This window comes from Ralstonia sp. TCR112, assembly GCF_007997035.1.
GTDB classification, from domain to species: domain Bacteria; phylum Pseudomonadota; class Gammaproteobacteria; order Burkholderiales; family Burkholderiaceae; genus Ralstonia; species Ralstonia edaphi.
Genome location: NZ_VOSS01000009.1, coordinates 37,857 through 61,247, shown reverse-complemented (window position 1 = coordinate 61,247; position 23,391 = coordinate 37,857). Strand labels below are relative to the sequence as shown.

Sequence of the window (23,391 nt, the reverse complement as noted above, 5' to 3'; positions counted from 1 at the left end):
ACGCAATCCCCACGAATAACCAACATGCGGCCACGGCTGCGACATCAAGGAAGGAGTCATCATGAAGAGCCAGGTAGCCATCGCGGCAGCGATTGCACTCACAGGAGGCATCGCCGAATCGGCGTACGCGCAGAGCAGCGTCACGCTGTACGGCAACATCGACGTGTCGGTCGGGTATCAGAGCAACCAGACCTCGGTCGGCTCCACCTCGAACGGCCATTCGGTCGTGAAGCAGAACAGCGGCATCTGGTCGGGCAGCCGCTTCGGCTTCAAGGGCAACGAAGACCTGGGCGGCGGCAACAGCGCGCAGTTCGTGCTCGAAGAAGGCTTTAACGGCGACACGGGCTCGCAATCGGTCTCGGGGCTGATGTTCAATCGCCAGGCGTTCGTCGGCATTGCCAACCGCGACCTGGGCACCGTCACGCTGGGCCGTCAGTACACGGCGTATTTCTCGATCCTCGCCCCGTACAGCCCGATCAACTGGCTGACCGGCTTCTACGGTGCGCACCCCGGCGATATCGATTCGCTCGACACCAACTACCGCGTCAACAACTCCGTGGTGTACATGTCGCCCACGCTAGGCGGCGTGACGTTCAGCGGCTCGTACGGCATGGGCGAAACGCCGGGCAGCGCGGGCAATGGGTCCACCTGGAGCTTTGCCGCGCGCTATGCCAACGGGCCGGTCGGCGTGGGGGCCGGCTTCATGCGCGTGAACAACTCCACGGTGGGCGGAGGCGCCTGGGGCGCGAACTCGGCGCTATCCAACAACGGCAGCCAGCCGGCCGTGTCCGCCATCAATGCCGGCTACCAGCTGGCGGCCGCACAGCAGCGCTTTGCCGTGCTGGGCTCGTACACGTTCTCGCCGACATGGGACGTGTCGGTGTCGTACTCCAACGTGCAGTACATCCCGGGCCTGAACTCCAAGTTCGCCAGCGAGGCGATCTTCAATACGGGCGGCGCCGTGCTGCACTACAAGGCCACCCCGACGCTTGACCTGGCAGCCGGCTATTCGTACACGCGCGCCACCAAGGCCAACGGCATTGCCGATGCGGCGACGTATCACCAGTTCAACCTGTCGCAGTACTACAGCTTTTCGAAGCGCACGGGCCTGTACTTGCTGGAGGCGTACCAGAAGGCCAACGGCAAGACGATCTCGCCCACGGGCAGCATCATCGACGCCACGGCGTCCATCGGCGACGGCCAGAACGGCGCACCCTCGGCAACCGGGTCGCAGCTGGCCGTGGCTGTCGGCATGATTCACCGGTTCTGACCGGTTTGAGCGCCGGGCACAGCGTCCACTTCGGACGCCGTGCCCGGGTTCACCTCTGTTCAAGCGCGCGGAGTTTGCCGCTATCATGGTGCCCGCGCCGCCCTTGGTCTCTGACCGCATCGAAACCTCAGGCTGCGCCGTTGCGACCCTTTCCACTTCCCCCCGAACTCGTTGCGAGCTGTATGACTTCGCGCCCTTTCCCCTCGTCGCGTGAGGACGAGGCCACCATGACCGCCTCTCGACGCGTGTACCTGAGCCTGCGTGAGCGGATTGTCGAGATGGAACTGCTGCCCGGAACGCGCATCGTCGAGAAGGATCTCGCAGAAGAATTCGGCACCAGCCGCACCCCCGTGCACGAGGCGGTCCAGCGGTTGGCCGAGGAAGGACTGATCGACGTCCAGGCCCGCGTCGGGACGTTCGTCTCCCGCATTCCGCTCAATACGCTGGAAGAAGCCATGCTCGTGCGCGGCGCGCTGGAGGTCGCCATCATCGAGAAGGCTGCCGAGCGCATGACGCCCGAAGGCATCCACAAGCTCAACGTCGTGCTGGAGCGGCAAGCCCAATGCGTGCGCGAGAGCAACCGGCGCGGCTTCTTCCGCACCGATGAAGCCTTTCACGCCACGCTGGCCGAGCTGTCGGGCTACCCCGGCGTCTGGCAGATCATCCTCGAAGTCAAAACGCAAATCGACCGCTACCGGCTGCTGACGCTGCCCCTGGAGGGCCGCATGACCGAGGTGCTGGCCGAGCACCGCGCGGTGATCGACGCCCTGGCTTCCAACAACCCGAAACGCGCCGTGCGCGCCATGCGCGAGCATCTGGACCACGTGCTGCCGGTGCTGGAAATCACGCGCCGGCTGCGGCCCGAATACTTCACCGTATAACCCTCGCCTTCACGCCGGTGCATTGGCCGGCAGATTCGGGCGGCGTCCCACCCAAGCCGAGGGTGTTTCGCGCCGCCCGCGCAACTCAAATCGACAGGCAAAGCTTGCCGAAGTGCTTGCCCGCCGCCTGATGCGCAAACGCGTCGGCAATGTCTTCCAGCGCGAACGTCCGATCAATCACCGGCTTGATGCCGGTCGCCTCGATGGCGCGCACCATGTCGCGCTGGTGGCTTCGGCTGCCGACAATCAAACCCTGCAGCGTCTGATGCCGTCGCATCAGCTCAACCGTCGGCACCGGGCCGGCAACGCCGGTCAGCACCCCGATCAGGGCGATATGCCCGCCCGTGCGGCACGCCTGAATGGATTGGCCGAGCGTGTCGGGGCCGCCCACTTCGATCACGTTGTCCACGCCCCGGCCGTTCGTGTACTCGAGCACCTTGGCCGCCCAGTCGGTATCGCGCCGATAGTTGATCGTGAAATCAGCGCCGAGCGCCTGGGCCCGTGCCAGCTTCTCGTCGGAGGATGAAGTTGCGATCACCGTTGCGCCCATGCTCTTGGCAAATTGCAGCGCAAAGATCGACACGCCGCCCGTGCCGAGCACCAGCACGGTGTCACCGGCCTTCAAGCGCGCGTCGACCACCAGCGCACGCCATGCAGTGAGGCCTGCCGTCGTCAGCGTGGCCGCTTCGGCATGGCTGTAACCGCGCGGCGCATGCGTGAACCAATGCGCCGGGCGCACGACGTATTCGCGTGCATAGCCGTCGACGCCGTCGCCGGGCACGGTCGCAAAATCGGCGATGGTCGGCCCGCCATCCAGCCAGGTCGGAAAAAACGTCGAGACGACCGAATCGCCCACGGCAAACTCATCCACGCCTTCGCCCACTGCTTCCACCACCCCGGCACCATCTGACATGGGGATGCGGCCGTCGGCACTCGGCATGCGGCCACTGACCACGCCCAGATCGTGAAAGTTGAGCGAGCTGGCATGCACACGCACGCGGATTTCTCCGGCGCGCGGCTGGCCGGGGTCGGGCAGATCGACGAGGTGAAGTTTGTCGAGGCCAGCGGGCTGGCGCAGGGTAATGGCTTTCATAAAGACGATGTCCTCAGTGAGAAGGTTGCAAAGGCAGCGCTGCAAAACTTGCAGCGATACCGCATTGCAGGCATTGTCACGTCGTACCTCCTGCTTCGCAAGAACGTACAATTTTCACAGGTACTATCAATTTTGTAGGTATAAAACCATGCGTCTGAAACGTCAGGACGGCAAAAGCGGCTGTGCGGTCGAAGTCACGCTTTCCGTAATCGGCGGCGTCTGGAAGCCCGTGATCCTGTTCCATCTACTGCCCGGGAAGAAGCGCTTCATGGAACTGACGCGGCTGATTCCCAACGCGACGCAGCGCATGCTGACGCTGCAATTGCGCGAGCTCGAGGCGGACGGCGTCATCGCGCGGCATGTCTATCCGCAGGTGCCGCCCAAGGTCGAATATGCGCTCACCCCGCTTGGCGAATCGCTGGCGCCGGTGCTCATCAGCCTGCGCGAGTGGGGCGAGTCGTATCGCACGAACGAGATGTCTCGCGAGCCGGCCGTAGCGCCGGAGTGCGCGCGTGGCGAGGCGATAGCGACTTGAAGTCACACAAGGGCTTCCAAAAAGGAGCCCGTCAAAGGCGCGGCGTCGCCGCGGCCACGTCGCAGTACGACACAGGAGGCGCTCGCCATAGACCGCGCCATTGACCGGCTGCGGCACCACACGCGCAGCTGACGCTGTCGATCATCACACCGACCTGCACGTTGATCGTGATGCTTTGGAAGCAAGTCTCCAGCAGATTGCGTGCTTGCACGCATCCGGAATTCGTCTTTCGATATGACATCGCGCGATTGCGGATTGGCAACACCGCCCCAATGCCAAAGACTGAATTCAATTCTCTTTACAGCTCAGAGACTTAGCGTGAAACGCGAGCATTGAAATATAGATGCTCCGATTTCTACGTATGCCGCTGCGCATGGTGCGACGCAGAATGATTTGCAGGCGCAGGACATGGCTCAAGGCCGGCCGCGCTCATGCATTCACATCGTTCCGTCGATCGCGCAAGCGCAGAGGTACTCACAATGAGTCGCAAGTTCAAGGTCGTGGCCGTCTCGGGCAGCGTGCAGCGCCCCTCGCGGACACTCGTATTGGTCGAGCAACTGCTGGCCGCCCTCGCCGAGGTTCTTCCCATCGATGTCCACCTGATCACGCTCGAAGAACTGGCTCCAGCCATTGGTGGCACGTCGTATCGAGACCAGCTGCCGGGCCGGGTGCAGGCGGAACTTGCCGCCATTGAGTCGGCCGATGTGCTCGTGGTCGCGAGCCCGGTGTATCGCGGCTCATACACGGGTCTGTTCAAGCATCTTTTTGATCTGGTCCACCACGAAGCGCTCATCGACGTGCCTGTCCTGCTGGCAGCCACGGGCGGCAGCGACCGTCACGCGCTGGTGATCGACCATCAGCTGCGGCCGCTTTTCAGCTTCTTCCAGGCGCGCACATTGCCGCTCGGCGTGTATGCATCCGAGCAGGATTTCAACGGCTACGACATCACCAGTCAGGCACTGCGTGACCGGATCGCCCTGGCCGTCACGCGTGCGTTGCCGCTGCTGAGCACGGCGTCGGCCGCAGACCTCCGCACCGCCCCGGTGGCGCAAGCCGCCTGAAGCGCCGCTTCGTTCGTTCCCATCCCGCACTGAGCAAAGGACCATCGCGATGAGCCAATCTTCTTCCAGCGCCACTATCAAGTTTGCCTACTGGGTGCCGAACGTCAGCGGCGGCCTGGTCGTCAGCACCATCCCGCAGCGCACCGATTGGAGCCTCGAATACAACCAGAAGCTGGCGCAGACGGCTGAGAAGGCCGGCTTTGACTACGCGCTCAGCCAGATCCGTTTTACCGCCGGCTACGGCGCCGAGCATCAGCACGAATCAGTGTCGTTCAGCCAGGCCATCCTGCACGCCACCACCAAGCTGAAGGTGCTGGCCGCCATCCTGCCGGGCCCCTGGCATCCGGCGGTGGTGGCCAAGCAGTTGGCCACGATCGACCACATCTCCAACGGCCGCATCGCCATCAATGTCGTCAGCGGCTGGTTCAAGGGCGAGTTCCAGGCACTCGGGGAGCCTTGGCTCGAACACGACGAGCGCTATCGCCGCTCCAACGAATTCATCCGCGTGCTCAAGGGCATCTGGACGCAGGACAAGTTCACCTTCAAGGGCGACTTCTACCGCATCAACGACTACACGCTGAGCCCAAAGCCGCTGCAGAAGCCGCACCCGGAGATCTTCCAGGGCGGCAGCTCGCGTGCCGCACGCGACAACGCGGCCAGCGTATCGGACTGGTACTTCACCAACGGCAATACGCCCGAAGGCATCAAGGCGCAGATCGACGATATCCAGGCGAAGGCCCGCGAGAACGGCCACAAGGTCCGCATCGGGGTGAACGCCTTCATCATCGCGCGCGATACCGAAGAAGAAGCCAAGGCGGTGCTGGACGACATCATCAAGCATGCGCACGTGGAAGCCGTGCATGCCTTTGGCGATGCGGTGAAGCAAGCCGGCAAGGCATCGCCCGAAGGTGAAGGCAACTGGGCGAAATCCACGTTTGAAGATCTCGTTCAATACAACGACGGTTTCCGCACCAACCTGATCGGCACGCCGCAGCAGATTGCGGAGCGCATCGTGCACCTGAAGTCGATCGGCGTTGACCTGATCCTGGCCGGCTTCCTGCACTTCATCGAAGAAGTCGAGTACTTCGGTCGCAAGGTGCTGCCGCTGGTGCGCGAGCTGGAAGCCCAACGCGCTGCCACAAGCGCTGCGTCAGGCGCCGACACAAGCGCCGACACGCGCGAGGCCGAGGCCGCCACGTCCGCCGCCTGACCGCCTGACCTGATACCCGCGTTTCCCGCACGCGCCCGCTCAGTTGAGTGGGCGCGGGGGAGTTCTGTTGCCTGTCGCTTTGCGGAGACCGCCATGTCTCACACGTCCGCTGAACTTGCTGCCCCGCCACCGCCGCTCGCACGCTACGCCGACACGCGTAACGCCGATGCGCCATCGCCTGCACGCAGCGTTGACACCCATGCCGTGCCGGCCGCGGCACCCGCGTTGCGGCTGGCCGACATCGACCTGTCGTTCGGCGGCATTCAGGCGCTCAAGGGCGTCGAGCTCACCGTGGCGCGGGGCGAGATCCGCGCCATCATCGGTCCCAACGGTGCGGGCAAAAGCTCGCTGGTCAACATCATCAGCGGCCTGTACGAACCCGACCGCGGCGGCATCTGGCTCAATGGCCGCGCCATGCGCAAGGTGTCGCCGGCACGATTGGCCGGTCTTGGCATTGCCCGCACGTTCCAGAACCTGGCGTTGTTCAAGGGCCTGAGCGTGCGCGACAACATTGCGCTCGGCCGCGTACAGCACACCCGCTCCGTCTTCGTCGAGCAGTTGATCGGGCTGGGCCGCGCGCGCCGCGAGCTGGCCGATGCGCGCGAGCGTGCGGAACAGGTAATCCACTTTGTCGGCCTGGGCGACGTGCAGGACCAGCTCGCGGGCACGCTTTCCTATGGGCTGCAAAAGCGCGTTGAACTGGCGCGTGCGCTGGTCGCGCGGCCACGCCTGTTGCTGCTCGATGAGCCGCTCGCCGGCATGACGGTGACGGAGAAGGTTCAGATGGCCGACCTGATCCGCGCGGCGCGCGACCAGTGGGGCACCACCATCGTGCTGATCGAACACGACATCGGCATCGTGCTGGGCCTGTCCGATCGCGTGGCGGTGCTCGACTACGGCCGCAAGATCGCCGACGGCACGCCGCAAGCCGTGCGCGACGACCCGGCCGTCATCGATGCTTACCTCGGCGTCGCACACGACGCGCCAAGCGCGGCGGAGGCCCAATGATGGGCGACTTCGACCTGGCGTTCTTTGCCGAGGTGCTGGTGGGCGGCCTGCTGTCCGGCGTGATGTATTCGCTGGTGGCGATTGGCTTTGTGCTGATCTACAAGACCTCGGGCGTGCTCAATTTCGCGCAGGGCGCGCAGCTGCTGTTTGCTGCGCTCACATTTGTCAGCCTGCTCGAGCGCGGCGTGCCGTTCCCGCTCGCGTTGCTGCTCACCTTCACGTTGATGGTGCTGCTGGGGCTCGGGATCGAGCGCGCGGTGCTGAGGCCGCTGGTCAATCAGCCGCCCATCACGCTGTTCATGGCGACGCTCGGCCTGTCGTACGTGATCGAGGGCGTGGCGCAGCTGGTGTGGGGCACGCAGGTACACGAGTTGAACCTCGGCATTTCCGATGCGCCGCTGCAGATCGGCGGCATCCTCGTCTCCAGCTTTGACTTGTTTGCCGCCGCCACTGCAGCCGTCATGGTGACGGCGCTGTCGGTGTTCTTCCGCTACACACGCGTGGGGCTGGCGTTTCGTGCCGTGGCGGACGACACATTCGCCGCCATTGCCGTGGGCTTGCGGCTACCGCGCATCTGGGCAACGGTCTGGGCCACAGCCGGCGTCATCGCCCTCGTGGCGGGGCTGCTGTGGGGCGCACGCCTGGGCGTGCAGTTCTCGCTGTCGCTGGTGGTGCTCAAGGCGCTGCCGGTGCTGGTGCTGGGCGGCTTCGATTCGATCCTGGGCGCGGTGGTCGGTGGCTTGATCATCGGCGCGCTGGAGAAGCTCGCCGAGGTGTACCTGGGGCCATTTGTCGGCGGCGGCATCGAGAGCTGGATCGCCTATGTGGCCGCGCTTGCCTTCCTGCTGGTCAAACCGGGCGGGCTGTTCGGCCTGCGCCCTGTCGAGAGAGCCTGAGCCATGTCGACTGCATTGGACGCCCCATCCGGGCACACCACGCGCCCCTCTACTGCGCGGACGCACCTGTCCTGGCCCGCATGGGCAACGCCCGCGGTGACGCTGCTGCTGGCCTACTTCGTCGTGCCGCCGGTCGCATCGGACTATTGGCTGGATGCCATCCTCATTCCGTTCCTCGCGCTGTCGCTTGCGGCGGTGGGCCTGAACCTGTTGACGGGCTACGCGGGCCAATTGTCGGTGGGCTCGGCCGCCTTCATGGCAGTGGGCGCGTTCGCCGCGTACAACTTCAACCTGCGCGTTGACGGTCTGCCGCTGCCTGTCAGCATCGTGCTGGCCGGGCTGGCCGCCACCGCCATCGGCGTCGCCTTCGGGTTGCCGAGCCTGCGCCTGCGCGGCTTCTACCTGGCCGTATCGACCCTCGCCGCGCAATTCTTCGTGCAGTGGGCACTGACCAAGTACGGCTGGTTCAGCAACAACAACGCATCGGGCGTGATCGACGCGCCGCCCATCGTGGTGGCGGGCTTCGCATTCGACACGCCAGCGCTGCGCTACGTGTTTGCGCTCACGGTCGTGGCGATCCTCACGGCATTGGTCTGGCGGCTCGTGCAAACGCCCACCGGACACCATTTCATTGCCGTGCGCGACAACGAAATGGCGGCGCGCGTTACCGGCGTGCCCGTACTGCGGACCAAGCTGCTCGCCTTTGCCATCTCATCGTTCGTCATTGGCGTGGCGGGTGTGCTGTGGGGCTTCGTCTATCTGCGCACGGTGGAGCCCGCGGGCTTCAATCTCGATCGATCGTTCCAGATCCTGTTCATCGTCATCATCGGCGGCCTGGCGACCATCCGGGGCGCGTTCCTGGGCGCAGCGCTGGTGGTGGTGTTCCCGCTGCTGCTGTCCCGCTTTGGCGCGTTCGTGTTCGGCAGCCGGTTCGACTCCGGCGTACTGGACCTCAGCCAGCGCATCGTGATCGGTGCGCTCATCGTGGCCTTTCTGATTGCCGAGCCGCAGGGCCTTGCCGCCCTGTGGCAGCGGGTGCTGCGCCGGATAAGCAATGTCGTGCGCCGCGCTTCCCGGCGCTGATTCCGTCCTCTGTCTCCACTCAACCTACGTCGCATCGATACCAGGAGCATCTGCACCATGTCCCTCCCCCGCACCATCAAGATGGCGTTGCTGACCGGCGCGCTGGCCCTTTCTGGCCTGGCCGGTCTGGGCGTACAAGCCGCCCATGCGGATGAGCAGTTCTTTCCGCTGCAAAGCTACCGCGTCGGCCCATATGCAGCCGGCGGCACGGGGTTCTTTGGCGGCTTCATCGATTACCTGAACCTCGTCAACACGCGAGACGGCGGCGTGGGCGGCGTCAAGCTGACCTGGGAAGAAGGCGAAACGCAGTACGAAGTGGAACGCGGCGTGGAGGTGTACGAACGCCTGAAGACGCACCCCGGCATCGCCACATGGAATCCGCTGTCGGTCGGCATTGCGTATGCGCTGCTCGACCGGGTGACCGCCGACAAGGTGCCGCTGCTCACCATCAACCACGGCCGCACCGACACGACGGACGGACGCGTGTTCAAGTACATCTTCCCGCTGCTGCTCAACCCGTACAGCGAGACCTCCGGCATCGTCAACTACATCGGCACCAAGGAAGGCGGCGTCGACAAGCTCAAGGGCAAGAAGATCGTCGTGCTGTATCACGGCTCGCCGTACGGCAAAGAGACGATCCCCATCTATGAACTGCTGGCGAAGAAATACGGCTTCACGGTGCAGCAGATCGAAGTGCCGCACCCGGGCAATGAGCAGCAGTCGCAATGGTTGGCCATCCGCCGCGCCAAACCCGATTACGTCGTGCTGCGCGGCTGGGGCGTGATGAACCCGGTGGCGCTCAAGACGGCACAGAAGACAGGCTTTCCGGCCGACCACATCATCGGCAACGTGTGGTCCAACTCCGAAGAAGACGTGATCCCGGCCGGCGATGCCGCCAAGGGCTACGTCGCCATCACGACGGTGGCTGCGGGTGCGCAATACCCGGTGGTTCAGCAGATCACCAAAACGCTGTACGACCACGGCAAGGGCAACCTGCAAGACAAGAAGCGCATCGGCAGCGTGTACCACAACCTGGGCGTGCTCAACGGCATCCTGAACGTGGAAGCCATTCGCATCGCGCAGGCCAAGTTCGGCAAGCGCACGCTGACCGGCGACGAAGTCCGCTGGGGCCTGGAGAACCTGAAGATTGACGAAGCCCGCGCCGCTGCGCTGGGCGCCAAGGGCCTGTTCCACTCCATCAACGTCACGTGGGACAACCATGAAGGAGACGGCCGCGTCGCCTTCCAGCAGTGGGATGGCACAAAATGGAACGTGATCTCCGACTGGATCGCACCGGACTGGAAACTGCTGCGGCCCATCATCGAGAAATCGTCGCTGGCGTACGCCAAAGAGAAAAACATCAAGGTGCGCACGAGCATCAACGATTGAATTCCGCTGTCTCTCCACCCTGCCCGACCCACCCGGAGGTTCGCCATGACGCAGCCGCACGCCGAGACCCTGTTCGGCGCTCCCTACGAAACCCTTGCGCAGAAGTACCGCCCCGTCTTCCAGCGCATCCGCGATACCGCCTTGCAGCGCGAGCACAACCGCCAGCTCGGCGTCGACGCCATCCAGTGGCTCAAGCAGGCGGGCTTCGGCGCGGTGCGCGTGCCGGTGGAATACGGCGGCGACGGCGCCACGCTGCCCCAACTGTTCCAGCTGCTGATTGAGCTGGCCGACGCCGACTCCAACATCGTGCAGGCGCTGCGCGGGCATTTCGCCTTCGTGGAAGATCGCCTGAACGCACCGCGCGATGCCGGCAACGAAGTCTGGCTGCGGCGCTTCGTGGCCGGCGACCTGGTCGGCAACGCGTGGACGGAAGTCGGCGACGTGGCCATTGGCGATGTCATCACGCGCATCTCCAAACGGGACGGCCGCTGGGTTGCCAACGGGCGCAAGTACTACAGCACCGGAAGCATCTTTGCCGATTGGGTCGACCTGTATGCGCGCCTGGAAGACGGCACCGACGTGATCGCCGCCGTCAGCTCGCATCAGCCCGGCGTGACGCACCACGACGACTGGAACGGCTTCGGCCAGCGCACCACCGGCAGCGGCACCTCGGTGTATGAGAACGCCGCCGTGGAAGACGAAAACATCTTCCCGTTCAGCAGCCGCTTCAAGTATCAGACCGCGTTCTACCAGCTGTTCCACCTGGCCACGCTGGCCGGCATTGCGCGGGCCATCACGCGCGAGGTCGCGCAGCAGGTGCGCGAGCGCAAACGCATCTTCAGCACCGGCAACGCCTCGGCGGTGGCGCAAGACGTGCAGGTGCAGCAGGTGGTTGGCGAGGTGTCGGCATTGGCCTACGCGGCGGAGGCCACGGCCATTCGCGCCACCTTCGCCGCGCAACGTGCCTATGACGCCCGCTGGGCCGGCGACGCTGCGCAGGAGCGCCAGGCCAACATCGACGCCGAACTCGAATCCGCGCAAGGGCAGGTGGCGATTTCCGATCTCGTGTTGCGTGCGTCCACGCAGTTCTTCAATGCGCTCAGCGCATCCGCCACGGCCTCGGGCAAGGCGCTGGACCGCCACTGGCGCAACGCGCGCACGGTGGCCTCGCACAATCCGCTGATCTACAAGGCGCGCATCATCGGCGACTGGCACATCAACGGCACCGAACCGCCGTATGTCTGGCAGATCGGTGCGGGGCCCGGTACCACGGCGACACCGCCCATCGCCAAAGCGGCCTGAGCGTGATGACGATGCGCGATCCTGCTGTGCTGCTGCACGTCAACGGTGTCGAAGCGACGTACCAGAATGCCATCGTCGCCCTGCACAACGTGAACCTCACCGTGCAACGCGGTGAGGTGCACGCACTGCTGGGCGCAAACGGTGCGGGCAAGTCGAGCACGCTCAAGGCGATCTCCAACCTGCTGGTGCCCGAACGCGGACAGGTCACTGCCGGCACCATCCGTTTGGACGGGCATGACGTCGTTCGCACCACGCCTGCGCAGCTGGTGCGCCTGGGGCTCGTTCAGGTGCTGGAGGGCCGGCGCTGCTTTCCGAACCTGTCCATCGAGGCGAACCTCGTTACCGGTGCGCTCGGGCGCAGCGCTTCGCGCGCGGAGACGGCCGCCGACCTGGAACGCGTGTACGCGATCTTCCCGCGCCTGAAAGCACGGCGCCGGGTTGCCGCCGGCCTCACGTCGGGCGGTGAGCAGCAGATGGCCGCCATTGGGCGCGCGCTGATGTCACGCCCGCGCCTGCTGGTGCTGGACGAGCTGTCGATGGGCCTTGCGCCCCTGGTCGTGCAGGACATCTTTGCGAGGCTGCGGCAGCTCAATCGTGAAGACGGGCTGTCGATCCTGGTGGCCGAACAGAACTCCACGGTGGCCCTGCAATACGCCGATCGCGCCACGGTGCTGGAGGCAGGCGTCACCGTGCTCAATGACACGGCTGAGGCGTTGCGCCAGCGTGAGGACATCCAGCATTTCTATTTCGGCCGCGATGTTGCGCACCAAGCACCAGCCTTGGCGTGAGCGGCGTCCATTCGTTTTTCCCGAGTGTTCATGACAACAGAAACGGCAATCTTTCCTGACACCGAAACCCTTGCAGTGCCGGCGCCGTCATCCGCCAGGGCACTGGCTGCCGAGTTCGCCCGGACGGCGGTGGAACGCGATGCCGCGGGCGGCACGCCCTTGGCCGAACGCGACGCGTTGCGGCGCAGCGGCCTGCTCTCCCTGGCGATTCCGAGGCGCTATGGCGGGCACGGTGCCAGTTGGGCCGAGACGTTGGACACCGTGCGCGAGTTGGCACAGGTGGATAGCTCCATCGCCCACGTTTACGGCTTCCACCATCTGCTTTTGGCGACCGTGCGCCTGTTTGCGCGGCCAGACCAGTGGGAGCCGTGGTACGAGCAGACCGCGCGCAAGCACTGGTTCTGGGGCAACGCGCTGAACCCGCTGGACGATCGCACCATCGTGCGCCGGTTCGACGGCTGGTACGAGTTCTCCGGCAAGAAGAGCTTCTGCTCGGGCGCCTTGGATTCGCAAATGCTGATTGCCTCGGGCATCGATGAACACAGTCGCAAGCTGCTGGTTGCAGCGGTGCCGACTGCACGCGCCGGCATCACGCTCAACCACGACTGGAACGCCTTCGGGCAGCGCCAGACCGACAGCGGCAGCGCCCTGTTCGAGAAAGTCCGTGTGGAAGAAAACGAACTGCTCCGCGATCCGGGGCCGCTCACCACGCCTTTTTCGTCGTTGCGCCCGTTGCTGGCGCAGCTGGTGTTCGTGCACCTGTTCCTGGGTCTGGCAGAAGGTGCGTTCGAGCAGGCCCGGCACTACACGCTGCACGAGGCGCGACCTTGGCATCGGTCTGCAGCAAAGCGGGCGAGCGAAGACCCGTACACGCTGGCCCACTACGGTGAGTTCTTTGTCGGCCTGGAGAGCGTGCGCCTGCTGGCGCGGCAGGCGGCCACACGCTTTGACGAAGCGTGGGTGCAAGGCCCCACGTTGACGGCACGCGCGCGCGGCCACGTTGGTGTTGCCATCGCCACCGCCAAGGTCGCAGCCACGCGGGTCGGGCTCGATCTGACCAGCCGAATGTTCGAGACCACCGGCGCACGCGCCACCCACGGCGCGCTCGCGCTGGATCGCTTCTGGCGCAACCTGCGCACGCAGACGCTGCACGACCCTGTCGACTACAAGCTGCACGAGTTGGGCGACTGGGCGCTGAACGGCACGCTGCCCGAACCTTCCTTCTATTCCTGACCCCACGCGCTGAATGAAAAATCATGGCGACGTTCCCTGTATGGCCTCCGCCGCTTGGCCAGGAGTCGGCGGCCAGCACGCCAGAATGGATCTTCGAGGATCCGCGCTCCCGCGCCCTGCTCGATGAAGTCGAACAGGTCGCGCCCAGCGACGCGGCGGTGCTGATCTCTGGTGAAACCGGCACGGGCAAAGAGCTGATTGCCCGCTACCTGCACAACCGCAGCGCGCGGCAGGGTGGTCCATTCGTGGTGGTGAGCTGCGGAGCGTTCTCCGACACGCTCGTCGATGCAGAACTCTTCGGCCACGAAAACGGCGCGTTCGCCGGCGCATTCGGCACGCAGGTGGGGTGGTTCGAGCAGGCGAACGGCGGGACGATCTTCCTCGACGAGGTCAACGACTTGCCCTTGCCTGTGCAGAACAAGCTGTTGCGCGTGCTGCAGGAGCGCGAAATCGTACGCCTGGGCGGGCGCACGCCCATTCCGGTCGATCTCCGGATCGTCGCGGCCACGACCGTCGACCTGGAAACGCTCGTCCAGGAGAAGCGCTTTCGCAAGGATCTCTACTACCGGCTGAATGTCGTCAATCTCAACGTCCTCACGCTGAAGGAGCGTCCGGGCGACATCGTTCCGCTGGCACGCTACTTCATCAACACCTACAGCAAGCGACTCGGCCACGCGCGCGCGACGCTCACACCGGCGGCCGAACGCCTGCTGACACAGAGCCCCTGGCACGGCAACGTGCGCGAGCTTGAAAACGTCATTCATCGGACGCTCCTGCTCTGCGACGGAAACACCATCGACGCGTCCGACCTGCGGCTGTCCAGCCGCCCTGCCAGTTCCCCGGCGCAGGCGGTGGCGCAGGCCCGGCCCGAGACCGAGCCGCCAATCGCCTCCACCGCCCCGCCGACCGCGCAACCGCCCGACCCGTCCAGTGCAGACGAAGCTGCCCTGCTATGCCAAGCGATCCAGCACCTCTGCAACGACAGCGTCGGGAATGTCTATCAGGTGGTGGAAGACGCGCTGTTCCGGGAGGTATTCCGGTACTGCCACTACAGCCAAAGCGACGCCGCGCGCGTGCTCGGGGTCAGCCGCAACGTGGTGCGGGCCCGGCTGATTCGCCTGGGCGAGGTTGGCGCGCCGCGCACATCACCTTTTGCCTCAACGCCTGCAACACCGGCACACGAAGACGTGATGGGCACGTAGCTTGCTTGCCAGCGTGGGTTGCTCTCTGCGTTATCGATAGCCATCCCGCGTGAACCGTTCTTCGTCTTCTCTACTCAGCATCCAGGCGCTGCGGGGCTTCGCTGCGCTGTATGTCGTGGTGTTCCATTCCGGACTTGCCCTGGCCCATGTCGACGTCCCTGCGCTTGCGTGGCTGACGTCGCATGTGATCAAGCGCGGGCATGTCGGTGTGGACGTGTTCTTCGTCATCAGCGGCTTCATCATTGCGTGGGTGGCCATTCTCGGCCCCAAGGGGCCGGAGCCGGCCGACGAATTTCTCGTCAAGCGGGCGTTCCGCCTGGCGCCGCCCTACTGGCTGATGTCGGTCCTGCATTCGACGTGGCTCAATCCCGTCTCGTCGGGCGTATTGCTCACTTCGCTGGCGTTTTTGCCGCAGGCCAATGTGGATGCGCCGTACTTCGGCTATCCGGCGCTGTACGTCGGCTGGTCGCTCAACTACGAAGTGTTTTTCTACGCGTTGTGCGCGGTGGGGCTGGCGCTGTTCGGACGGCGCGCGCTTGGGCTGGTGGCGTTGGCGCTGTTCACGACAACGATCATCGTGCCGTTCTGGCACAACGGCGTCGTGCAGCGCAACCCGGAAGCGTTGTACGACTGGGCCACGCCATTGCAGGCCATGGCAGCCAACCCGCTGGTGCTGGAGTTCCTGTTGGGCGCCGGGCTGGCATGGCTGTATGCGGCACATCGGCATCGCCTGACACCGGCCGTTGCGCGTGTCCTGATGGCGATTGGCGCGGCAACGTTCGTGATGTCGGTCGTCGGCCCGGTCCCGAAATTCGATCTGCTCGCGCGGGGCCTGCCCGCCGGCGCGTTGTTGATCGGCATGGTGGCCATGGAGCACTGCGGCGAGCTTCGCGTGCCGCGCGTCGCCGCCTGGCTGGGCGAGTTGTCGTATGCGCTGTACCTCGTGCACCCGAGCGTGATTGAAGCCACGCATCGCGTGGTGGGGAGGCTCGCGCCGGAGTGGCTCGGCACGCAGTTGATGCTGTTTGCCGTCAACCTCGCGCTCACGCTGGCGCTGGCCGTGCTGCTGCATCGCTATGTCGAACTGCCATCCATCGCCCTCGGCCGCCGCGCCGTCGACTGGATGCGCAACCGCCGGCGGGCCTTGCGGACCCGCCTCGGGCCGCAAAAGCCCTGAGCGGCGCATAACGTTTCCGGTTTTTATTCGTTCGTTGCACGACGGGCGTCTCGGACAATGGCTGCTTCAGAAACAATCTGTCGCGTGCCATGTCCGCCCCTTCTTCCTCGTTCCGCCGATCCGTCTTCGCTGCCGTCGCGTTGGCAGCGGCCGCCGCGTTCAGTGCAACAGCGGCACATGCTGATGCCACGCTCGACAAGATCCAGCAGCGCAAGAAGCTTGTCGTGGGCGTGGTGCTGTCGGGCGGGCCATTCGGCTCCATCGACCCCGTCACACAGCGCGGTACGGGCTTCAACGTCGACCTTGCCCAGGCACTCGGGCGCGGGCTTGGCGTGGAAGTGGAGACGGTGCAGGTGCAACCTTCCAACCGCGTGCAATTTCTGCAGCAGGGGCGTGTTGACGTCCTGGTTGCGGCGATGGAGCTGAACCCCGAGCGCGCAGACCTGCTCGCCCACGTGCCGACGCCGTACTACCGCGTGGGCGGCGTGGCGTTGGTCCCGAAAGACAGCCCGGTGCACCAGTGGAGCGACCTGAAGGGCAAGGACGTTTGCCTGTCGCAAGGCAGCAGCTATGCCAAGCCGTTGGCAGCCGACATTGGTGCCACGCCCAAGGGGTTCAAGAGCCCGGCCGAGTCCTTGCTGGCCCTGCGCGGCAACAACTGCGCTGCCGCCGTGCACGACGCCACGCTGCTGCAGCCGCTGCCCCGCAGCAACCCCGAATGGAAGGACTACCGCATCGTCGGCCCGGACCTCATCCCTTCGCCCACGGTCATCTGGGCGCGCAAGGGCGAGAACGACACCGTGGCCGCCCTCGACCGCATCGTCCAGGGCTGGCACCGCACCGGCTGGCTGATCGAAACGGAGAAGAAGAACGGCATCCTGCCGCCTTCGCCCGCGCTGGTCGAATGGCATGACAAGCTGAAGGCCACGCGCGGCTGATCGAGAGGCTGCAGTTGACTGACGATCTGCTCGCGCGGGCGATTGCGCTGGTCCGCCACACCGGCCTCGACTACGGCTTTCTGGCCGAGGCGTACGAGCGCAATGCGCTGCTGCAAGGCGCGAAAGTTTCGCTGCTGGTGATGCTCAGCACCGTGGTGCTGAGCCTCGTCTTTGGTGTTGGGCTCGCGCGGCTGCTGGTGTCGCCGCATAAGCGCGTGAGATGGCTGGCGCAGGGCTTTATCGAACTGACGCGCAACACGCCCACGCTCGTGCAGTTGTGCTGCGCGTTTCTCGTCGTCAACACGCTGATCACGCAAACGCTGGCGCAGTGGCAGTTGACCAATCCGCTCACGCCGTTCTTCTGGGCGGTGACGTTGCTCTCGCTACACAAGGCGGCGTTTCATGCGGAAGCCCTGCGTGCCGGCATTGAAGCCGTGCCGCCCGCCATGCTGGAAGCCGCAACTTCGCTCGGCTTCAGCGCACGCGAGCGCCTGTGGCGCGTGCAACTGCCGCTCGCACTTCGCGCGGCATGGCCCTCGCTGATGAACAACACCGTCGAGCTGGTAAAGGCATCGTCGCTGGCATCCGCCATTGCGGTGGGCGACCTCACGTATAGCGCGCTGATGATCTGGACACAGCGCGACAACGTGCTCGAATGCATGGTGCTCTTGCTGCTGTTCTACGGCGTGGTGACCTATGCCGTGCATGCGCTGGGCGTATGGATCGAACGCCGGTTGCAGATGCCCGGTTACGGCGCCGCTGGCCACACCGCATTGGGGAGCGCCGCGCATGCCTGACACCCTTCTCGCCACGCTTTTCCATTGGTCGCCAGCTTTGCTGCGGGGGCTGGGCATCAACGTCGGCATCAGCTTGCTGGCCGTCGGGTTCGGCACCTTGGTGGGGCTGGCGATCGGCGCACTGCATTTGTCGTCGGTGCGCGGGCTAAGGCAGCTCGCCGGCGGCTATGTCGTTGCGTTTCGCAATGCGCCCTGGCTTGTACTGGTTTACGGCATTGCGTACGCGGTGCCCTTCGAAATTGTCGTACACGGCCACGTGATCCCGTTTCCGGATTGGCTCAAGGTGACATTCGCGCTGGCATTGCCGGCAAGTGCGCACGTGGCGGAAATCTTCCGTGGCGCGGTGCAGTCGATCCCGCATACGCAGTGGGAAGCCGCAGCGTCGCTGGCGTTTACGCGGCGCGACATCCTCTGGCGCATCGTGCTGCCGCAGTGCGTGCGCCGCATGCTGCCTTCGTGGATGAACCTGTACGCCGTCATCACCATGGGCACGGCACTGGCGTCGCTGGTGGGCGTGCACGATCTGCTCGACACCGCCCAGATCGCCAGCAACACGGTCAATCGCACGCCGTTTACGGTGCTGACCTACTTCACCGTGCTCGCCCTGTTCTTCGTTTACTGCTACCTGATTTCGCGCCTGACCCGGCGCATGGAGCGCGCGCATGTCGCTGCCTGATCTTCTTCCTCTCGATGCATCTACGCCGGTTGCCCCACCGCTTGTCTCACTCCGCGACGTGCATTTGAGTTTCGGCATCACGCCGGTGCTGTCGGGCATCGACCTCGACGTGCAGCGTGGCCAGGCCGTGTCGATCATCGGGCCGTCGGGCTCGGGCAAGTCGACGCTCCTGCGCTGCATCAGCGGCTTGCTTCGGCCGCAGCGCGGCAGCATCACCGTGGACGGCATCCGCGTCGACCAGCTCAACACCGAAGAAGACACCATTGCCCTGCGCAAGCGCATCGGCTTTGTGTTCCAGCAATACAACCTGTTTCCGCACCTCAGCGTGCTCGACAACCTGGTCGCCGCACCCGTGCGCGTGCTCGGCAAAGCGCGGTCGGAGGCTGAAGCCACCGCGCATGCGCTGCTCAAGAAAGTGGGCCTGGCAGACAAGGCGCGCGCATACCCGGGGCAGCTGTCCGGCGGGCAGCAACAGCGCGTGGCCATTGCGCGTGCGCTGGCCATGAAACCGGAACTGATCCTGTTCGATGAAGTGACGTCCGCGCTCGATCCGGAAACGGTGGGCGAAGTGCTCAACGTCATCGGCGAATTGGTCGACGATGGCCTGACCTGCGTGCTGGTCACGCATGAAATGGCCTTCGCGCGGGCGATCAGCGACGAGGTGGTGTTCACGGAACACGGTGTCGTGGTGGAACGCGGCTCGGCAGAACAGGTTTTCTCCTCCCCGACGAGCGACCGCACGCGTGCATTCCTATCGCGCACGCTATCGGGTCATGCAGGTGCGCGACCGACCGTGCATGCACCATGGCACGCTGCCTTCACCAGCGCGACGTTTGCCGTCTGACCTTTGACCTGTGACCTTTGAGCTTCAACCGCCAATCGCGTGCAGCGCGGCCACGGGCGCGTGCTGCAGCGCCTGCTCCAGATCGGCAATGAGGTCATCTGCATCTTCCAGGCCGACATGCAGACGCAGCACGGCACCGGCTTGATCCCATTGCGCGTGGTCCGTCAGCCTTTCGGGCGCAACCACGGTGACGAGGCTTTCGTACCCGCCCCACGAGGCGCCAATCGCAAACAACCGCAACGCATCGGCGACCCGTTCTGCGGCGTGCTGATCCGCGCCTTCCAGCACGAATGAAACGAGCCCGTTGGCGCCCGAGAAATCCCGCTGCCACAGCACGTAACCCGGGTCACCCGGCAATGCCGGATAAAACACCCGCCCCACACCCGGCTGCGCCTGCAGCCACTGCGCCACGCGCGTGGCATTGCGCTGGTGCTGGGCCATGCGCACCGGCAACGTGCGCACGCCGCGCAGCGCCAGATAAGCATCATCGGCGCCGATCGTGAGGCCGAGCACATCATGTGCGGCGGCAATACGCGCGGCCACGGCATCGGTGCGGGCAATGACGGCGCCCAGCATCACATCGGAATGCCCGGCCACGTACTTGGTGGCGGCCAGGATTGAAATGTCTGCCCCTGCATCGAGCGGCCGGAAGAGAATGCCAGACGCCCAGGTGTTGTCTGTGGCCAGCGCGATGCCGTGCCGTTGCGCTATTCGGACGATGGCACGCAAGTCATAGATTTCATAGAGCAGCGACCCCGGCGATTCCGTATAGATGAGCCGCGTGTGCGGCCGGATGGCCGCTTCGAGCTGCCCGTCGCGCGGGTCCACATAGGTCAGTTCAATGCCCAGGCGTTGCAGCAGACCGGTGTCGAGCCGGCGCACGGGCGCATACACGCTGTCCGTCACGACTACGTGGTCACCGGGCGACAACAGCGCCAGGAACGTCAGCGAAATCGCCGACAAGCCCGATGGCACAAGGAACGCGCGCACGCCGCCTTCAAGGGCCAGCAGCGCATCCTCCAGCGCGCGATGCGTTTGTGAACCGTGGCGGCCGTAGCTGGCGATGTTCTCGCCGGCCTTGCGGCGCGCGTGGACGTCATGCTGCGCGGCGGTGCTGGCATGGCGGACGGTGCTGGTGCGCTCCACCGGCACGTTGACCGGCGCAGTGCCCTCCACGAACGGCGGGCTGCCTGCGTGGACGAGGCGTGTTGCAAGAGAACCCGAGGCATCCGGCGCGTTGGAATGAGCGTCGATGGAAGAGCGTGTCATGCAGGCCTCGCGTGTTTCTGAAGAGGCCCATGTTAGGCACGCCACCCCGCGCCCGAGAACGAACCGATGCGTCTAACCATATGCAGGATGCTGCGTTGGTCGTGCGGTGCCGGCGCCCTACACTGAGTGCTTCACCGATCCGCTTTGAGCTGCCATGAGCCTCGCCCAGCAACGCGACCACGCCGTCCGCCAGACCCTCGTCGCCATCCGCGCCATTGCCGCGCAAGATGGCATTACGCAGGCATCGCTTGCACGCATTGCCGATCGTCTGCATGAACTTGCCGCGCAGGAAGCGCTGTTCCCGCTCGATGCCTTCCCGCCGCCCGCAGCGGGCGATGCCGATGCCTCCAGCCGTTACCTGCTGCACGTGGAGCCCGACCAGACCTTCGCGCTCTACCTGAACTCCATCAACCCGGGCAAGACCACGCCGCCGCACAACCACACCACGTGGGCGGTCATCGTGGCGCTCGAAGGCGAAGAGTTGAACCGCGTCTACACACGCACCGACGACGGCCGCGACCCCGAGCGCGCCACACTGGCCCTGTCGCGCGAAGTCGTGGTACAGCCCGGCACGCCCATCACGTTCGTCGACGACGACATCCACAGCATCCACGTGCTGGGCAACACACCCACCCGCCATTTCCACCTGTATGGCCGAGCGCTGGAAACCCTGGCGGGGCGCGTCGGCTATGACCTGGCCACGGGCCGCGTGCTGAACTACAACCGCAACTACATGAGCGCGACCAAGCAAGCCGCTTGATCGTCCGCTTCAGGCTGTCACGCTGAACATCACCGCCTGGATTTTGCCTTCGACCGGCCCTGTGCCGAACCGGGCGGCCAACGCATCGGTACACACGTCAGTGGCGTCGGCCAGTGCATTGCCACCGATCGCCTCCAGCTCGGCGCGCACCGGCGTGCCTTGGCAATAGGCGGTGGCGACGGTGCGCGCGGTGTCTGCCCGGCTGCGTGCGGTAACAACGTCGTACGTGACCTCTGCGGTGAAGCCGCCGCGCGGGCGTCGGCCTGAATCGGCGCCGGATCGTAATGGCCATGCGGCGTGCGCGCGAGAAACATCGGCGGGTTTTCCGGAAAGCGTTTCGCCAGCGCCTTCGTCACCGCATTCGCAAAGTCGTTGTCTTCGATCCGGTCCCACACGCTGAAGAGCAGCTTGCCGCCCGCCGTCAGCACACGTCGTGCTTCGGCAAAGGCCTTGGGCCGGTCCGGAAAGAACATCACGCCAAACTGGCAGATCACCAAATCGAAACTGCCGTCGGCAAACGGAAGTTGCTGCGCATCCGCCGGCTGCCACGTGACGGGCCGGCATGTGCCCACGGCAGCCGCACGCTCTAGCATCGGGGGGTTCAGGTCGGTCGCCACAATCTCGGTAGTGGCCGGCAGTGCTTGCGCCAAGGCACGCGTCACCGCGCCGGTACCGGCGGCGACCTCCAGCACGCGCTGCGGCTGACATGCCGTCGCCCGCACGGCCATGTCCTGCGCATACGGCGCGAAGATCAGCGGCACCAGCAACGTGTCGTACAGCTCGGGAATGGAACCCGAGAAAACCTGATCGGTGCCATGTGCACTCATCATTCACCACCTTTGCCCGTGAAAGGATCGGGCATGAATGGTTATAGTCGGGAACCGCGCGGCGGGCACTCCGCCAAGTCGACTAGATGGCGAGCCTGCCCAGGCATGGACGTGTCTGCAAACTACACGCGCTTTCGGACGGCCGCGGCCGCCTGACGTGGCATACGGCCCAACGCAGGCTTCAGCACCGGCGCGTGGTCGCCAAGGAAGCCCCACAGCCGGTTGGCGACCGGCCCATGCGGCTGATCGCGCCTGCGCGCGACCACCAGCTCCTGCACCATGCCGGGAAAATGGCGCCCCGCAATCGACAGCAACGTCCCCTCGCGCAGTTCCGTCTCGATCAGGAAACGCGGCAGATGCCCCCATGCCATGCCGTGGAGAATCAACTCTTTCTTCATCAATTGATCGGGCACGGCACACTGCGGCGCACCGTCGATGACGAAATGGGAGTGCTCGGGCGGGTTCGCGCGGAATCGTTGATGACGCACTGCATGAAGCGCTGCATCTGCTGCGGCGTGATGGCCGACGTGATGGCGAACGGCAAAAACCCCGGCGCCACCACCGGCACCATGGCGATCTTGCCCAAGTCGATCCACTCCATGCGCACGTCGCCTTTCGGCACGCGGTGGACGATCAGGTCCGCATCGTCTTCCAGCAAGCGCTCCCATGGCCCGGTGACGGCTTCGAACTGCAATTGCAGCCGCGTTTGCGGACACTGGCCGAAGAATTGACTCAGCAGTGCCAGCACGGGCTGCAGCGGACACAGGTCACCCAGCACCACGCGCAGCTCGGCCTCCTCGCCCATCGCAAGCTGTTTTGCGTGGGTCCGCAGCTCCTCGCTCTCACGCAGCAACGACTGCACCTTGCGGTGGAACGATCGCCCCGCTTCCGTCAAGCGCACGCGATAACCGCTGCGATCCAGCAGGTTTAGACCCAACTGTCCTTCCAGCTTGGCGACCGCCGCAAACACAGACGGGTGCGAGCGATGCAACCGCTCGGCCGCTGCCTGGAAACTGCCACCGGTGACCACCGCGTCGAAGCACTGCAGCTCATGAAGCGTGAAGTTCTGCATTGTCGGCAAAACCTACAAAGTTCGTCCAAACTTCATAGTATCGGCCAGCCGCGTCGGCTTCTAGGATGACGGCATCCCAA

Annotated in this window: 21 protein-coding genes and 2 pseudogenes; 19 read left to right on the top strand and 4 right to left on the bottom strand. The window is 65.0% G+C overall.

Features of this window, described 5'->3' with window-relative positions; genetic code table 11:
- Positions 1 to 61: 61 nt before the first annotated feature.
- Complete coding sequence (locus tag FUT88_RS04090) at positions 62 to 1,270, top strand: porin (RefSeq protein WP_147213929.1); 1,209 nt, start codon at positions 62 to 64, stop codon at positions 1,268 to 1,270.
- Positions 1,271 to 1,497: 227 nt separating this feature from the next.
- On the top strand, positions 1,498 to 2,151 hold the full coding sequence (locus FUT88_RS04085) for a GntR family transcriptional regulator (RefSeq protein WP_024541853.1): 654 nt from the start codon (positions 1,498 to 1,500) through the stop codon (positions 2,149 to 2,151).
- Between the two features lie 85 nt (positions 2,152 to 2,236).
- Here the strand turns inward: FUT88_RS04085 and FUT88_RS04080 are convergent, their stop codons facing one another.
- Positions 2,237 to 3,244, bottom strand: a complete 1,008-nt coding sequence (locus tag FUT88_RS04080; RefSeq protein ID WP_147213928.1) for a zinc-dependent alcohol dehydrogenase family protein — start codon at positions 3,242 to 3,244, stop codon at positions 2,237 to 2,239.
- Positions 3,245 to 3,392: 148 nt separating this feature from the next.
- On the opposite strand from FUT88_RS04080, the gene FUT88_RS04075 reads away from it, so the two are divergent.
- The 16 genes from FUT88_RS04075 (at position 3,393) to FUT88_RS04000 (ending at position 19,383) form a co-directional block, all read left to right on the top strand.
- Complete coding sequence (locus FUT88_RS04075) at positions 3,393 to 3,779, top strand: winged helix-turn-helix transcriptional regulator (RefSeq protein WP_147213927.1); 387 nt, start codon at positions 3,393 to 3,395, stop codon at positions 3,777 to 3,779.
- A 479-nt stretch (positions 3,780 to 4,258) separates the two neighbouring features.
- Entirely contained in the window at positions 4,259 to 4,840 is a 582-nt protein-coding gene (gene msuE, locus FUT88_RS04070) for an FMN reductase (protein WP_147213926.1), read from the top strand.
- Positions 4,841 to 4,889: 49 nt separating this feature from the next.
- Positions 4,890 to 6,050, top strand: coding sequence for a dimethylsulfone monooxygenase SfnG (sfnG, locus tag FUT88_RS04065; protein WP_147213925.1), 1,161 nt, complete (start codon positions 4,890 to 4,892; stop codon positions 6,048 to 6,050).
- Positions 6,051 to 6,143: 93 nt separating this feature from the next.
- Positions 6,144 to 7,058: an ABC transporter ATP-binding protein gene (locus FUT88_RS04060; protein WP_147213924.1), complete on the top strand. Its 915-nt coding sequence runs from the start codon at positions 6,144 to 6,146 to the stop codon at positions 7,056 to 7,058.
- Positions 7,059 to 7,072: 14 nt separating this feature from the next.
- Entirely contained in the window at positions 7,073 to 7,954 is an 882-nt protein-coding gene (locus tag FUT88_RS04055; RefSeq protein ID WP_197032062.1) for a branched-chain amino acid ABC transporter permease, read from the top strand.
- A 3-nt stretch (positions 7,955 to 7,957) separates the two neighbouring features.
- On the top strand, positions 7,958 to 9,037 hold the full coding sequence (locus FUT88_RS04050; protein WP_147213923.1) for a branched-chain amino acid ABC transporter permease: 1,080 nt from the start codon (positions 7,958 to 7,960) through the stop codon (positions 9,035 to 9,037).
- Between the two features lie 57 nt (positions 9,038 to 9,094).
- On the top strand, positions 9,095 to 10,426 hold the full coding sequence (locus FUT88_RS04045) for an ABC transporter substrate-binding protein (RefSeq protein WP_147213922.1): 1,332 nt from the start codon (positions 9,095 to 9,097) through the stop codon (positions 10,424 to 10,426).
- Between the two features lie 6 nt (positions 10,427 to 10,432).
- A complete protein-coding gene (locus tag FUT88_RS04040; protein ID WP_410003866.1) occupies positions 10,433 to 11,728 on the top strand; it encodes a monooxygenase in 1,296 nt (431 codons plus the stop codon).
- 11 nt (positions 11,729 to 11,739) lie between these two features.
- Complete coding sequence (locus FUT88_RS04035) at positions 11,740 to 12,516, top strand: ABC transporter ATP-binding protein (RefSeq protein ID WP_147213921.1); 777 nt, start codon at positions 11,740 to 11,742, stop codon at positions 12,514 to 12,516.
- A 30-nt stretch (positions 12,517 to 12,546) separates the two neighbouring features.
- A complete protein-coding gene (locus FUT88_RS04030; RefSeq protein ID WP_147213920.1) occupies positions 12,547 to 13,749 on the top strand; it encodes an acyl-CoA dehydrogenase family protein in 1,203 nt (400 codons plus the stop codon).
- Between the two features lie 23 nt (positions 13,750 to 13,772).
- Entirely contained in the window at positions 13,773 to 14,951 is a 1,179-nt protein-coding gene (locus FUT88_RS04025; RefSeq protein ID WP_147213919.1) for a sigma-54 interaction domain-containing protein, read from the top strand.
- 49 nt (positions 14,952 to 15,000) lie between these two features.
- Entirely contained in the window at positions 15,001 to 16,128 is a 1,128-nt protein-coding gene (locus FUT88_RS04020) for an acyltransferase family protein (RefSeq protein ID WP_147213918.1), read from the top strand.
- Positions 16,129 to 16,217: 89 nt separating this feature from the next.
- Positions 16,218 to 17,066, top strand: a complete 849-nt coding sequence (locus FUT88_RS04015; protein WP_147213917.1) for a transporter substrate-binding domain-containing protein — start codon at positions 16,218 to 16,220, stop codon at positions 17,064 to 17,066.
- A gap of 14 nt (positions 17,067 to 17,080) precedes the next feature.
- Complete coding sequence (locus tag FUT88_RS04010; RefSeq protein WP_147213916.1) at positions 17,081 to 17,863, top strand: amino acid ABC transporter permease; 783 nt, start codon at positions 17,081 to 17,083, stop codon at positions 17,861 to 17,863.
- On the top strand, positions 17,856 to 18,539 hold the full coding sequence (locus FUT88_RS04005) for an amino acid ABC transporter permease (RefSeq protein WP_147213915.1): 684 nt from the start codon (positions 17,856 to 17,858) through the stop codon (positions 18,537 to 18,539). The genes FUT88_RS04010 and FUT88_RS04005 overlap by 8 nt, the downstream gene beginning before the upstream one ends.
- The gene (locus FUT88_RS04000; protein ID WP_147213914.1) at positions 18,526 to 19,383 is read left to right on the top strand and encodes an amino acid ABC transporter ATP-binding protein; all 858 of its coding nucleotides are present in this window, start codon (positions 18,526 to 18,528) and stop codon (positions 19,381 to 19,383) included. The genes FUT88_RS04005 and FUT88_RS04000 overlap by 14 nt, the downstream gene beginning before the upstream one ends.
- Positions 19,384 to 19,407: 24 nt before the next feature.
- On the opposite strand, the gene metC is transcribed toward FUT88_RS04000, so the two are convergent.
- Positions 19,408 to 20,652 (bottom strand): cystathionine beta-lyase, encoded by a 1,245-nt coding sequence (gene metC / locus FUT88_RS03995; RefSeq protein WP_147213913.1) that lies wholly within the window; start codon positions 20,650 to 20,652, stop codon positions 19,408 to 19,410.
- A 154-nt stretch (positions 20,653 to 20,806) separates the two neighbouring features.
- Here metC and FUT88_RS03990 point away from each other — a divergent pair, with 154 nt between their 5' ends.
- Positions 20,807 to 21,412 (top strand): cysteine dioxygenase family protein, encoded by a 606-nt coding sequence (locus FUT88_RS03990; protein ID WP_147213912.1) that lies wholly within the window; start codon positions 20,807 to 20,809, stop codon positions 21,410 to 21,412.
- Positions 21,413 to 21,421: 9 nt separating this feature from the next.
- Here FUT88_RS03990 and FUT88_RS03985 read toward each other — a convergent pair.
- Positions 21,422 to 22,239 (bottom strand): annotated as a pseudogene (locus FUT88_RS03985) (class I SAM-dependent methyltransferase).
- Positions 22,240 to 22,361: 122 nt separating this feature from the next.
- Positions 22,362 to 23,311: pseudogene (locus FUT88_RS03980) on the bottom strand (LysR family transcriptional regulator).
- Between the last annotated feature and the right edge of the window lie 80 nt (positions 23,312 to 23,391).

Coding starts and splice junctions, on each gene's coding strand:
- FUT88_RS04090 (WP_147213929.1), top strand. CDS start 62: ATGAAGAGCCAGGTAGCCATCGCGGCAGCGATTGCACTCACAGGAGGC.
- FUT88_RS04085 (WP_024541853.1), top strand. CDS start 1,498: ATGACCGCCTCTCGACGCGTGTACCTGAGCCTGCGTGAGCGGATTGTC.
- FUT88_RS04080 (WP_147213928.1), bottom strand. CDS start 3,244: ATGAAAGCCATTACCCTGCGCCAGCCCGCTGGCCTCGACAAACTTCAC.
- FUT88_RS04075 (WP_147213927.1), top strand. CDS start 3,393: ATGCGTCTGAAACGTCAGGACGGCAAAAGCGGCTGTGCGGTCGAAGTC.
- msuE (WP_147213926.1), top strand. CDS start 4,259: ATGAGTCGCAAGTTCAAGGTCGTGGCCGTCTCGGGCAGCGTGCAGCGC.
- sfnG (WP_147213925.1), top strand. CDS start 4,890: ATGAGCCAATCTTCTTCCAGCGCCACTATCAAGTTTGCCTACTGGGTG.
- FUT88_RS04060 (WP_147213924.1), top strand. CDS start 6,144: ATGTCTCACACGTCCGCTGAACTTGCTGCCCCGCCACCGCCGCTCGCA.
- FUT88_RS04050 (WP_147213923.1), top strand. CDS start 7,958: ATGTCGACTGCATTGGACGCCCCATCCGGGCACACCACGCGCCCCTCT.
- FUT88_RS04045 (WP_147213922.1), top strand. CDS start 9,095: ATGTCCCTCCCCCGCACCATCAAGATGGCGTTGCTGACCGGCGCGCTG.
- FUT88_RS04035 (WP_147213921.1), top strand. CDS start 11,740: ATGCGCGATCCTGCTGTGCTGCTGCACGTCAACGGTGTCGAAGCGACG.
- FUT88_RS04030 (WP_147213920.1), top strand. CDS start 12,547: ATGACAACAGAAACGGCAATCTTTCCTGACACCGAAACCCTTGCAGTG.
- FUT88_RS04025 (WP_147213919.1), top strand. CDS start 13,773: ATGGCGACGTTCCCTGTATGGCCTCCGCCGCTTGGCCAGGAGTCGGCG.
- FUT88_RS04015 (WP_147213917.1), top strand. CDS start 16,218: ATGTCCGCCCCTTCTTCCTCGTTCCGCCGATCCGTCTTCGCTGCCGTC.
- FUT88_RS04005 (WP_147213915.1), top strand. CDS start 17,856: ATGCCTGACACCCTTCTCGCCACGCTTTTCCATTGGTCGCCAGCTTTG.
- FUT88_RS04000 (WP_147213914.1), top strand. CDS start 18,526: ATGTCGCTGCCTGATCTTCTTCCTCTCGATGCATCTACGCCGGTTGCC.
- metC (WP_147213913.1), bottom strand. CDS start 20,652: ATGACACGCTCTTCCATCGACGCTCATTCCAACGCGCCGGATGCCTCG.
- FUT88_RS03990 (WP_147213912.1), top strand. CDS start 20,807: ATGAGCCTCGCCCAGCAACGCGACCACGCCGTCCGCCAGACCCTCGTC.